Genomic DNA, 12,508 nt, shown 5'->3' with positions numbered 1-12,508 from the left:
CGGACGCCTTTGACTCGGATGCGGCTGCCCGTTACAAGCCCGGGTGTTTTGCTCCCTGCGAAGTGAAGCGCAAAGCGACCTGTGGAGGTCTGTAGGAAATGGAGATACCGGCCTGGGGGATCCTCAGCCAGGACTTCGACTATGCCATCGACTTCCACCCATTCTTCGACATAGAGCTGAACCTGAGAGGGAATCATAGCGCGCAGATCGCTTGCGATCGCAAGCCGTAAAACTTCTCCCGGATTCATTGCGATGAGCGAAGCAAGTCTTTCCTGCCGCTCGGCGGCGACGGCGACAAGCTCCTTCAGAAGGCTCGGCTGCTCCAAGCGGCCGGCCTTTTGATACTGGCCGCTCAACGTCAGGAGTTTTTCCGTCAGAACTTCAATTTGCGCTGGCGTGGATTGAGAAAAGCCGGTTGTCGCAATAAAAGGCAGCAGCGTGAACGCCACGAAAGCTGTTATCTTCATCCTCAACTTACACAGCATAGCACAGGATATAACGGAAAACCGCGCCGGCTCTCTGAATGCAGGAGCCGTGCGCGGTTTCGTAGCCGATTGATTATTTTCGCCTCTTACTTCGTCGTCACGGAAAAACTCGCTGTTGCGCTGCCGCTGTAACCGTTCGTTGCGGCGCTCCCGTTGACTTTGTACGCTCCGGTGACGGCCTTGGTTGCGAGCTGGTATTTGAAAACGGCGTTGCCGCTCGCATCCGTTATCCCGGCGAGCGTGGCTAAAAGCGCGCCGGTCGGGCTCAATATCTTCGTGGTGACACTTGCCCCTGAAATCGCCGTCGTTCCGAGGCGAACATTGACCGTACTCGTCACAAGCGAGCCGCGTTTGTAGCTTGTCTTATCCGAGGTTGCAGTGATTGCGAGCTGGCCGCTGCAACACATCTGAGTGGCGTTCGCCCACGTTTGGTGATTAGCCGTCGAAGGGTGCGTCGCTCGCCACTTAAAACCGAGCGCGCCGTCCACAGCTTCCGGACGCGCCACCATCTGAAACGTATACGAGTAGCTGGCGCCGGGCGCGAGCGTGGGCGTCGGAGGGACCGGGGTCGGCCCAAAAAGCCACGGGGCACTATAGTCCAACAGGAAATATACGCCGGGGCATCCACTGCTATCGTTGTTTGTCACTGTAAGTGTATAAGTTCCCGTTGTCCCGATCACCCAGGCAGTCCCGGGCGAGAGAGTCACTATCGGATTCTGTCGAGTACAGGAAATAACGGAGACCGGCTTGTGCGTCGTCGTTGAATACGCCGGGCTCACGCTATTGCTAGCGGTGACGGAGAAGCTGTAGTTTCCAACAGTCGCTCCAAGCGGCGCTGAGACATAGACGTTTGTAGTCCCTCGCCCTCCAGCCGGAGGGATCGTCAATGTAGGTCTGAATATCGACGATGCGGGCCAACCGTTTGGCACGACGGAACTGAGGTTAAAGTCAGATGAACCGCAGGAAGTGCTGTCGTTATTAATAACTAAAATTCCGTAATAAATGAAATCCTCGGGCGCGAGCCACCCCGGTCCATTGATTACCACCGTCGGATTCGCCCGTGTGCAGCCGACGATCGAAATCGTTCCCGAAGCCGTGCCCGCATGACCCGAGCTCGAATCATTGGCAGCCGTCACCGAGAAACTGTAGCTGCCGGTGCTTGCCGTATTCGGCGCAGTTACCTGCAAGGTGGTGGTTGCGCTGCCGCCGGGAGCTATCGTCAGCGTGGAAACGCCGGAAGTCGCCGTCCAGCCGCTTGGCGCAACCGCCACCAGGCTAAAGCTCGATGCACTGCATGCGCTGCTGTCATTATTGGCAACGGTGAGCGAATAGCTCGCAGTATCCCCGGCAGCCAGCGACGTCGTCCCGGAAGGCGAAAAAGTTATGGTCGGGTTCACCTGTGTGCAGCCAAAGATGGAGATGGCTCCCAAGGCAGTGCTCGTATAGTTTGCATCCGAGCTATTCGTGGCGGTCACAGAGAAACTATAGCCTCCGGCCGACGCCGTGCTTGGCGAGCTGACCTGGAGCGATGTGGAAGCGCTTTCGCCCGGAGCAACGCTCAATGAGTAAGCGCCCGCAACCGCCGTCCAGTCGTTCGGCGCAGCCGCCGTCAGGTTAAAGCTGGAAGAACTGCAGGAGCTGTTATCCCCATTCGTGACCGTGACTGAATACACGGCGGAATTCCCGGCAGAAATCGTTTGCGCTGCAGAAGGTGAAAGCGAAACCGTTGGATTTGACTGTACGCACGGCGCCTGCCCCGTCGTCACATTGATCGTGGCCCCGGTGCTGTCAGCCGACATGAGAGCGATAGCGACCTGCGCTGCCGAATCGCTGTAAGTCTGGCTGACGCTTAGTTCCCAATCGGTCGCCACTGTTGTCTGATCCAGGTCCCACATGTAGCTACTATCGGCGCTCGACTCCGAGCCCGTGTGCAGGACCACGGCCCACGGGAGCAGCGTGTCGGAGCTGCCTGCCCGATGTTCCACGTAGTAATAGGTGCGTTTCCCGGTCGAAGGATCGGTGGACTTGAGAATCTTTAACGCCTTAGGATTGGAGTCCTGAGACTCATAAGACCCGATCGAATAAACACCGTCCGTTGTCACGGTCGTGATGGGCGGCATGACGTGAATGCCATCATCGAAGTTCAGCCATCCAAGCCGCTCTTTTTGGAAGGCGGTGAAATGGCCGGGGTTCACGAAGGCAGGGTTGCCCATGATGTCCCAGCGGTCTCCGTACTCCTGTGCAATGCACGCGGTGGTATCGCAGCTCAGGGACTTCGAATGATAGAGGCCGAAGTTGTGTCCCATCTCGTGACCCAAAACTCTGAGTTGGAAGCTACCATTAATCCACGCTTTGGACGGATTGCCTCCAACACTTCCCAGTCCCCACCAGTTGCAGGCGGCGGTGTCTGGAAAGGCATAGACCCGGCGCGGATAAGCAGAAACGTCAACTCCATTGGCCTGAGCCGCCTGCTCAGCAAGATCGGCCGTGTTGGTGTAATTACACACCGTGCTGTTCTGGGCGATCGTGTACCAACCGACCACGTCGGCATCGAGGGATGTTTGTTGGAATGAATTCTCCAGATCGAAGTTGCTCGTCGTATCCACTACACCTTGCGCATAGGCGACGGTATAAGGCTGAGTCGTTTTATCCTGGAAGTTGACAAGGATCACGAGCGTCTTCTGCGCGCCGAAAGTGTTGGACAATGCGGCGGACAGAGTCTGCACGCTGCTGCCGGAGTCGAGCGCGAGGACGCCTTTGGATTTTTTTCCCCTGGCTTTTACCCGTTGCCCGGTTTCGAGCGCCGGAGGATTTTTAGCGAATCGGAGTTCCAGACGCTCGGTCGCGGTGTTGAGAAAGTGGAGGTAGCGGCTGCCGGTATGGCGGTCCTCATGGAGAACCTCCAACGTCCCTTCCAACTCCACCTCCCCAGGACGAAGAGGCTGGGCCGCTGAAAGGATGTCGGCCGCGGGACCAAGGACGATAGCGAAGACCAGCAGCAGAAGTCGAAGACAACCAGGGAGATGAAAGCTTGCAGTGCCAAAACGAGGATGCGATCGCCATGCGGACATAGGACCTCCTTGTTTTCACAAGAAAGGTCCCGTCCTCGGGCTTCTTCCTTCGGCAACCCGGCTATCCCTACCAGGACCCGTGGCTTTGCGTCCCCCGATTCCTCGAGGTTTGCGCTTGTCGGGAAGAGACCTTTCGCTGATTGGTATTTAAGGGTTAATCGGCCCTATGCACGATTTCTTTAGGGCCCCAATCAGTCAAATATTTCTTATAGATACCTCCTTCGATTGGGAAAACGAGTTATTATCCTTCCCACAGCGGCTTGACGTGCGTGTCGAGCCACTTCTTGGGATCTTCCATGAAGCCCTTGTCGTTCACCGGGATCGGCTTGGTTCCCTTCGGGTAAGCGTGCTCGATGGAGGTTCTCGACTCGAAGCCCCTGCGCGATGCCTCCCTGCCGACCGAGTCCAACGTTTTCTGTCCCTCCGCCGAGATGAGCCACTCCGTCAGTAGTTTCGCCGCGTTCGGGTGCGCCGCCTTGGCATAAATCCCCGCGTAACGCGGGAAAACTATGGGTGGAGCGCTCTTCACCAAATCGATCGGGGAACCCTTTTCCTTTTCTTCCATCGTATCGTGCAGCAACGCGGGCTCGGCGATGGCGTATTCCCCTGAAACAACCAGCCTGAACATAGCGCTGGTGCTTTTGTGCACGGGAACACCAAGGGCCTTGAGTCCTTTGACGAAGCGGGCGAACCGCCCATCGTCTTTCCACAGATCTTTGAGAGCCGCAAGCTGAGTGCTCAACGGGCCCGCTCTCATCGGATCGTCAAGGGCGACGTTGCCTTTGTATTTGGGATTGGCAAGGTCTTCCCAGGTCTTCGGAAGATCCGCCGGCTTCATCTTTTTTGTGTTGTAGACCAGCGCCTGAATCTGCAGGCTGACGACGGGCATGGTCGGATCGTGCAAGACCAGGAAGTCTTTCTGCACCGTTTCGTAGGGCATGATCGCTCCGGCGGCCCTGATGACCGGCGGGGCGTTGTCGGAAAGGATCGCATCGACGCTGTCCTTCCCCGCCTGGAACTCCGTCATTACCCGGGTGACGATCTCCGGGTTTCTTCCCTGCCAATACGACGTCTTGATTCCCGGATAGCGTTTGGAGAATCCGTCGAGGATTTTTACGATGTGCTCGACGTCCCAAACCGAGTAGACAACCACCGCCCCTTCCTTTTTCGCCTGCTCGTAAAGAGCGGCGGCGGTCTTGTTATACGGATCCTCCGGCGCGGAGGCGGCCTGACCGATACCGTTCAGACCGAGCGTGAGCGCAAGAACGAGTACCGCGATGAGCGGCAAATATTTTCTTCCCATGATCATGCTCCTTTCGATTAGAGAACGACTGTGTGACGCATACTATCGGCAACGACCCCCGAGTTTCAACCTATTTCACAAACTGAACTTTATTTTAAATACACACTTCGCGATGGAGACGGCGAGAATCAAAATGATCAGATAAATCACTCCGCCGGCGGCCGCCTCCGCCCATTGGCCGACCCGGAAATATTCGAACAGCGTCACCGGGCCGTACTCGGTTCCGGGAGCCACGAGCAGCACGGCGACGTCGACGTTGCGTATCGCCTCGATGAAAATATAAAAGAGCGCGCCGGCGACCGTCGGTTTGAGCAGCGGCAGCGTCACCTGGAAAAACACGTGCCGCCACCTTGCGCCGTGAACCCACGCGGCTTCGTCGAGCTCTTTGTGAATATTGACGATGGCGCCGGAGGCGTTTCTCAAAGCGTAGGGAAAATAGGCGACGAAAAGCCCGGCGCCGAGCGCCCACAGCGTGTTGTAAAGCGGCGTGCCGATGACGAGCAGGATCAGGCCGAGGGAAAGAACCAGGGGCGGAAAAGCCAGCGGCATGGTGCCGATGAATTCAAAGACCTTGCTGCCGTAGACCTTGGTTCGGTAGATGGTGAAGGCCATGATGATGCCGGCGAGAACGGTCACGACGGCGATCACGACGGAAAGGCCGAGAGAGTTGTAGAGCCCGCTGACGAAGCTCGGATGATGCATCACGCGATAATAGTTGGCAAGACTGATGTTGGCCGGAAACTTCATGAACGTCTCGTAATCGTAGTAGGGGATCAAGGAAGAAACGATCAGGACCACGAAAGGTATGGCAATTCCTAGGAGAAAGTAAGCAAAGACCGCCAGGAAGGCGACATACTTCCAACCGCCGATATCGATGACCTTCACCTTGTAGCCTTTGCCGGTGATCGTGGCATAGCGCTCGGAAAAGCGGGTGGTCCTCACGTACAAAAGCAGCGAGAGAATCGATAGCGCAATCAACACCGCGCTGTAAGCCGTGGCCAGACCGGGGTTAAATGCGATCGACATGGAGTCGTATACTTTCGAGACGAAGACGTGGATGCCCCCAGGAGAACCTTGCAGCACCGGCGTCTCGAACGAACGCAGACCCCTCAAGAAATTCAGCACGAATGCCGAGAGGAACGCCGGAATCGCGAGTGGAAACGTGATGCGCAGCAGCGTGCGCACCGGTTTGCTTCCGGCGATGTAAGCGCTTTCTTCGAGCGAGGGATCGAAAGATAGAAAAACCGGCAGCAGGAAAAGATACCCGAGCGGGACACAGGCAAGGCCGAAAACCCATATCATCGCCGACATGGAAAAAGCATTGAAGATCTGCGTTTCGATTCCGAGATTTTCCTGAAGAAAATTATTCAGAATTCCGGACCGGGGAGAAAGCAACAGAATCCAGGCGATGTTCTTCATGATCGGCGGCATCAAGATCGGGTAGAGCGGCATAAGCTCGACCAGCGCCTTCCCGGGGGTATTCGTCCTGGCGACGATCCACGCAAGCAGCGCGCCCAGGACGGTCCCCAGTAGCGCCGAGCCCGCCGCGTAGACGATTGAATTATTGATCATCGGCACGATTTGCGGGTCGCTCAAGGCGCGGACGTAGTTTTCCATCGTGGCGCCTACGGCCGCTCCCAATCTCGTCGTCGTGAAGCTGCGGTACAGTACGATCGCGATCGGCGCGATGATGAGCGAGCCCGCCACGACGCTGGAGACGAGCGGAATCAGCGCGCCCTGCCGATACGCCAGTTTTAACGCATTGAAATTAATGGGGCCTCCTTAAGCAGGCTGGCAAATGCCGTCAAGCGCTTGCTTGCTGCGACCGGTCCGGCGCGTAAGCAGCGATGATGCTGATGGCGGATTTATCGATGTGCAGAAATATTTTCTCTCCGTCCTCGTCGATGTTGATCATGGGGCAGAGCTTGTGCGAGGTGACAACGATTTCTCTGGAGCCGACCCGGATCCTGTGGTCGGTGAGGCCGCCCCGGTAATCGCGGCTTGTCATGAATCCTTCCAGGACATTATTGGCTTGATCGAACTTCCGGCTGTTGAGTTTTATCTCTCCGGTTCTTATGGCGAGCTGGCAGGTGCCTCCGGCAACGGTGTTTTGGGTCCGTTGGCACACGAGCGTGGCTCGGTTGAACTCCGGCACGGCAACCCAGCAATCTTCTCCATCGGCGCGCAGCACCTGGCCGTCGACCAGCACGGAACGCCCAATAAAGGAGGCGACAAAGTGACTGGTGGGCCGATTGTAAATTTCATCCGGCGTGGCGTATTGGAGAATTTTTCCCCTATCCATCACGATGACGGAATCGGAAATGACAAACGCCTCTTCCTGGTCGTGGGTCACGTAGATCGCGCTGATGCCGACCTTCCTGATCAGCTTTTTGAGCTCGACCCGCATCTCTTCGCGCAATTTAGCGTCGAGGTTGCTCAGCGGCTCGTCGAGAAGAATGAGGCGCGGCTCCATCGCGAGGCTGCGCGCGAGCGCGACCCGCTGCTGCTGGCCGCCGCTCAACTGGGAGGGATATCGTTCTTCCAGCTTGGGCAGGCCGACCAGATCCAGCGTCTTCAGCACTCTCCTTCTGATATCGTCTTCCGGAATGTGGCGAAGCTTGAGGCCGAAGGCGACGTTTTTGTACACGGACATGTGCGGCCAGAGTGCGTAGTTCTGAAATACAAATCCGATCGCTCTCGAATACGGCGGCACTAAAGTGCCCTTGCGAATGTCGGTTTGGACCTTATCGTCGATGTAGATCGAGCCATCGTCGGGAACTTCCAGACCGGCGATGCACCTGAGGAGAGTCGTCTTGCCGCAGCCCGAGGGTCCCAGGATGCTCAGAATTCCGTGGCCGAACTCGAAGCTGACGTCGTCGAGAGCCTTGAAGTCGGTAAACGTCTTCGAGAGATGCTCCACTTTAACGATTGCCATGGCTACGGTTTACCTTGGTTGGGGAAGCACTTTCAAGTCTAAGGCCATCACGGATTCAACCGCCCTTCCTTTCTCAATTCTTCCTGCGCTTTTTTTAGAATCCGGTCGTTGATCACTTTATCGAGCGTCATTTTTTTATCGACCAGGCCGGTGCGAATGTCTTCGTCGAGCATGAGTTGCATTCCTTCGGCGGCGACGGAGAGATCCGTCGTGTAAGCGGAGTAATAGAGATCGTACGCCCGGCTCACGATGTCCGGATCGCCTTTGAGGCCGCTCTCGTAGCCGGCTTGCAGCGCTTCTTTCTTGTTGCTGCGAACGAACCGAACGCCCTGGATCACCGCCTTCAAGAAGCGCTTCGAGCTTTCGGGATACTTGTCCAGAGTTTCTCCGCGCGTGACAAGCACGCTTTGCGGAATGGCGAGGGACTCGCTCAGGTTCGCGATCATCGGATAGCCTTTGTTGAGGAGGGTCACCGCCTCTTCGGCGGAGAACGGCGCGGCGGCGATGAGGCCTTTCTCCAGCGCGGAGACGCGCACAACGGTGCCGCCGAGCGCGCGGAGTATGACGTCTTTGTCCGGGTCGAGACCGTTATTCTTTAAGAACATTCGGATGGCGAAATCGGAGAACGCGCCCGCCCCGGTCACGCCGATTATCTTTCCCTTTAAGTCCTCGACCCGCTTTACGTCGCGGCCGCCGAGAACGGTATAGTTTACTTTGCTCGAGATGGACCCGGTGATGAAGATGTCCAGCCCTCTTGAACGGCTCCGGATCGCCGCCTGCGCCCCGCCGATGCTGCCGAAATCGACGTCGCCCGACGCGATCGCGGCGATCGCCGCGGGGCCGCCGCGAATCAATATCGGCTCGATCGTTATGCCTTCCTGCTTAAAGTATCCCTTCAGGCGCGCGATTCTAAACGGCAGCTCCTGATGCCAGGAGAGGCTCACGAAGGCGACGCGCAGGACCTTCTTCTCCTGCCCAAGTCCCTGGCCGGTGAGCGCGAACAGCGCCGAGACGGCGACCGCCACCGCCAATTCTAGTTTTGCTTTCATCCTCACGACGCACTCCTCTTGCCGTTCGGCAGGCCCAAGTAGACTTTCTCCGCCGTGATCGGCAGATCGAAGATTCTCACGCCGACCGCGTCAGCTACTGCGTTGGCGATGGCGGCGGCCGTGGGCACGTTGGGGTTCTCGGCGATCGCCTTGCCGCCGAACGGCGCTGGGCCGGTGGGGCTCTCGACTAATACAGTCTTCAACGGCGGCACGTCGGCGATGCACGGCAACTTGAACTCGCCTAAAGTTAATGTCGCGATCTTGCCGTCGACCACCGGATTCTCTTCCATCAGCGCAAAGCCAAACCCGGAAATCACTCCCCCTTCGATCTGCCCCGTCAGGGTGAGATGATTGAGCACCGTGCCGGTATCGTGCGCCGTGGTCAAATTTAACACCCTCACGCGGCCGGTAGCCGGATCAACTTCCACCTCAGCCACTTGCGCGGCGAAGCCGGTGACCTTCGGCATCTTCTCAGGGACGAAATTGGTCAGGTGAAAGACGGGGCCGCCGTTTTCTTTCACAGCCAGCTCGATCATCTTTTGCGTCGTTGTCGACTGTTTGTTGGGCGCCGTGAGCTTGCCGCCCTGCTGCTGAATCTCGTCCGGCCGGCAGCCTAACTCCCGCGCCGCCAAATCGATCAGCTTCTCGCGCACCTCATCGGCCGATTTTTTGACCGCGTGACCGGAAGTATTCGTCTGTTTGCTGCCGCCCGTGCCGGGATCGAACGGCAAGCTATCGGTGTCTTTGAAAACCACGCCGACTTTCTCCGGCGGCAGCCCGAGCGTTTCACAGACCATCTGCTGGCTGATGGTATAGAATCCGGGACCGACGTCGGGCACTCCGGTGAGGATGTTGACCTTGCCGTCGGCCTCCAGGGTTAATGCCGAGCTCGCTTTTCCTTCCGGCGTGCCGCGATCATAGAGCGCCATCCCCCAGCCGCGATTTTTCTTCGCGCCGCCCTTCCTCCAGCCGGAAGTTTTGACGACGCGCTCCAGCACTTCGCCCATGAGAATATGGCTCCACTTTTCACCCATGGGATTGGCATCGCCGTCGCGCAGAATATTTCTGCGGCGCAATTCGAGAGCATCGATGCCCATCTCTTTGGCGATGATGTCCACCTGCGACTCGAAGGCGAACACGACCTGCGGACTGCCCGGCGTGCGCGTTTGGGTGCAAGGAACTTGATTGGTGTATGCGCAATACGTCTCGCACATGATCGCCGGCACGCGATACATGCTCGCCAGGCGCCGCCCGCCGAGCACCGTCACCTGCGGATTCGCTTTTGGCGCGCCGTAGGCGCCGCCGCTGAAGTGAATCGTCCCCTTGACCGCCGTGAAAGTTCCGTCCCGTGCGACTCCGGTGCGCAGATGAATCACTGCCGGATGGCGGTGACCGCCGGCGAGAAGCTCTTCGGTGTAATCGAAAACGAGCTTAACGGGCTTTCCACCCGCTGCCTTCGATAAATGGTAAGCGATCGGCACGTCGATCAACGATGCCTTGGCGCCGAAGTCGCCGCCGACGTGGACGATGTGCACCTTGATTTTTTCCTTGGGAACGCCGAAGTCTTCGGCCATCTGTTCGCGCAAGCCCCACGGACCTTTGTTTGACGGCCACACTTCGACGCTCCCGTCGTCGTGCACGTGCACCGTGCAGGCGCAGGGTTCGATGTATCCATGGTGCGACAGCGGGGTGCGGAAAGTATGCTCGAAGATTCGCGCGGCCTTTTTAAATCCGGCGTCGAGATCGCCGTTTTTCCATACGACGTGAGACTGCAGGTTGTGGCCGGGCATGCCTTCCGGCAGTTTAGGCGCGTTCTTATACTTGTTTCGATCTTCGTGAACCAGCGGTGAGGTCGGCTTCAACGCTTCGACCGGATCGTCCACGTAGGGGAGTTCTTCGTACTCGACATCGATCAGTCCGATCGCGTCATCCGAAATCGCTTCGCTCTCCGCCGCCACCGCAGCGAGCGCGTCTCCGACGAACCGGACTTTGTCATAGGCCAACACCGGCTGGTCTTTGACCCTCGTGCCGACGAAGATATCTTTGACATCGGCCCCGGTGAGAACCGCGTGGACGCCCTTCAACGTCTTGGCCTTCGCAGTATCGACTTTGACGATGCGCGCGTGCGGCACCGAAGCGCGCAGCACCTTGGCCCACAGCAGATCTTCGAACGGCAAGTCCGCCGCGTACTTCGTTTGACCGGTGACCTTCCCTTCGCCCTCGATGCGCGGCAGCGCCTTTCCTATGGTGCGAAATGCCAAGCTTCACCCCCAATACGATTTTGGATTTTCGATTTTAGATTTTCGATTGTCGGAACAAGCATCGGAAACAGCGTGCCTCGCGCAAAGCATGCCCTTAGTAACGCCGAAGGGACGCAAAGGCGCCAGGGTTCCTTAAATCCCCCTCTTTTCCCCCTTTGTCAAAGGGGGATGTAAGGGGGATTTCTCGACTTCTTTGCTTTCTTGGCGTCTTGGCGCGACATATTTTCTTGAATTCGTTCTCTTTTAACATTTCTAGGGCAAGAATCTAAAATCACTTGATCACCTGATTTGCCCGCTCGAGCACGCGGCCTGGAATTGTCAGACCGATTTGTTTTGCCGCCTTGAGGTTGATCACGAACTCAAACTTCGTTGCCTGCTGCACCGGCAGATCGGCCGGTTTGGCGCCTTTCAAGATCTTGTCCACGTAAACAGCCGCGCGCCGATAGAGGTCAGTGTTGTCCGTCCCATACGACATGAGGCCGCCCTCATCGACATACTCCGTCTGTGGGTAAATAGCCGGCAACCGGTATTTGACGGCAAGTTCGACGATGCGCTTTCTTTCGGCAAAAAATCGCAAACCGCTGCTAATCATAATCGCGCCTACCTGCTTTTGCTTTGCGGTTCGAAACGCGATCTCTAATCCTTTGGCGTCGGCTTCGGACTCGATCTCCACCAATGTTAGCTTTAGTACCGGACCCGCAGCCCTGAGATCCGTCTGTACGTCGGATGTTGATACAGGCCTTCCCGCTTGCCGCAGAACTCCAACTCGCGTGAGCTTGGGGACTGCGTCCTTGAGTACCTCTAGTCTTTTGCTATTTAGCTCGGGGGCTAAGTTCGAGAACCCTGTGACATTGCTTCCCGGCCGCGCCAGACTGGCAACCAACCCTGCAGCTACGGGGTCCGGAAAGCTCGCCATCACGATGGGGATGTTCGTGGTGGCGCTCTTGGCCGCCAATCCCGGCGCCCTCCCTGAGGCCACGATTAGATCTACCTTAAGACGAACCAACTCCGCCGCAAGCTCAGGTACGCGCTCAGGCCTTTGCTCGGCAAATCGGTACTCGATGGTGAAATTCTTTCCCTCGATCCATCCAAGCTTGCTCAGCTCTTGCAGGAACGCCTTCACGAGGACCGCGCTACCGGAAGCAGTGCCTCCATCCAGGTAACCGATGCGAAAGATTTTTCCAGTCTGCTGCGCCTCGGCGGGGGAGCTGAGAGCGATGAGCAAACTGCCGAGAACGAAGCTGATGATTTTTTTCTTCATGTTTTTTACTATTGCCTGTTTCGGCCGAAGGCTGATCCGCCAGTCATTGTGGCGGAGCCTAATGCCTGGTGCCTGTTTTCACTTTATCATCTTGTCCGCCCCGTCGACGGGAAGAACACAACCTTGAGCAAAAACCAAAAATT

At 57.4% G+C, this 12,508-nt stretch carries 8 protein-coding genes and 1 riboswitch; all 8 genes read right to left on the bottom strand.

Features of this window, described 5'->3' with window-relative positions:
• On the bottom strand, positions 1-467 hold a 467-nt coding region (locus VGL70_20140), incomplete at its 3' end, for a hypothetical protein (protein HEY3305843.1).
• A gap of 104 nt (positions 468-571) precedes the next feature.
• Positions 572-3,556, bottom strand: a complete 2,985-nt coding sequence (locus VGL70_20135) for an NEW3 domain-containing protein (GenBank protein ID HEY3305842.1) — start codon at positions 3,554-3,556, stop codon at positions 572-574.
• 48 nt (positions 3,557-3,604) lie between these two features.
• Positions 3,605-3,680, bottom strand: a riboswitch (cyclic di-GMP riboswitch).
• A gap of 117 nt (positions 3,681-3,797) precedes the next feature.
• Positions 3,798-4,859, bottom strand: a complete 1,062-nt coding sequence (locus VGL70_20130) for an extracellular solute-binding protein (protein ID HEY3305841.1) — start codon at positions 4,857-4,859, stop codon at positions 3,798-3,800.
• A gap of 75 nt (positions 4,860-4,934) precedes the next feature.
• A complete protein-coding gene (locus tag VGL70_20125; protein HEY3305840.1) occupies positions 4,935-6,566 on the bottom strand; it encodes an iron ABC transporter permease in 1,632 nt (543 codons plus the stop codon).
• 97 nt (positions 6,567-6,663) lie between these two features.
• Complete coding sequence (locus tag VGL70_20120; protein ID HEY3305839.1) at positions 6,664-7,794, bottom strand: ABC transporter ATP-binding protein; 1,131 nt, start codon at positions 7,792-7,794, stop codon at positions 6,664-6,666.
• 47 nt (positions 7,795-7,841) lie between these two features.
• The gene (locus VGL70_20115; GenBank protein ID HEY3305838.1) at positions 7,842-8,843 is read right to left on the bottom strand and encodes an ABC transporter substrate-binding protein; all 1,002 of its coding nucleotides are present in this window, start codon (positions 8,841-8,843) and stop codon (positions 7,842-7,844) included.
• Positions 8,844-8,845: 2 nt separating this feature from the next.
• Positions 8,846-11,104, bottom strand: a complete 2,259-nt coding sequence (locus VGL70_20110) for a xanthine dehydrogenase family protein molybdopterin-binding subunit (GenBank protein ID HEY3305837.1) — start codon at positions 11,102-11,104, stop codon at positions 8,846-8,848.
• A gap of 271 nt (positions 11,105-11,375) precedes the next feature.
• Positions 11,376-12,365 carry an ABC transporter substrate-binding protein gene (locus tag VGL70_20105; GenBank protein ID HEY3305836.1) on the bottom strand — a complete coding sequence of 330 codons (990 nt, stop codon included), beginning with the start codon at positions 12,363-12,365 and terminating at the stop codon, positions 11,376-11,378.
• Positions 12,366-12,508: the final 143 nt, after the last annotated feature.

This window comes from Candidatus Binatia bacterium (genome assembly GCA_036504975.1).
In the GTDB taxonomy this organism is placed as follows: domain Bacteria; phylum Desulfobacterota; class Binatia; order UBA9968; family UBA9968; genus JAJPJQ01.
The sequence above is the reverse complement of the archived record's forward strand: the minus strand, read 5'-3'. Positions and strand labels throughout refer to the sequence as shown.

Bases quoted from the DNA above. Each gene is read 5' to 3' on its own strand.
- VGL70_20135 (HEY3305842.1), bottom strand. From the start codon at position 3,556: ATGTCCGCATGGCGATCGCATCCTCGTTTTGGCACTGCAAGCTTTCAT.
- VGL70_20130 (HEY3305841.1), bottom strand. From the start codon at position 4,859: ATGGGAAGAAAATATTTGCCGCTCATCGCGGTACTCGTTCTTGCGCTC.
- VGL70_20120 (HEY3305839.1), bottom strand. From the start codon at position 7,794: ATGGCAATCGTTAAAGTGGAGCATCTCTCGAAGACGTTTACCGACTTC.
- VGL70_20115 (HEY3305838.1), bottom strand. From the start codon at position 8,843: ATGAAAGCAAAACTAGAATTGGCGGTGGCGGTCGCCGTCTCGGCGCTG.
- VGL70_20105 (HEY3305836.1), bottom strand. From the start codon at position 12,365: ATGAAGAAAAAAATCATCAGCTTCGTTCTCGGCAGTTTGCTCATCGCT.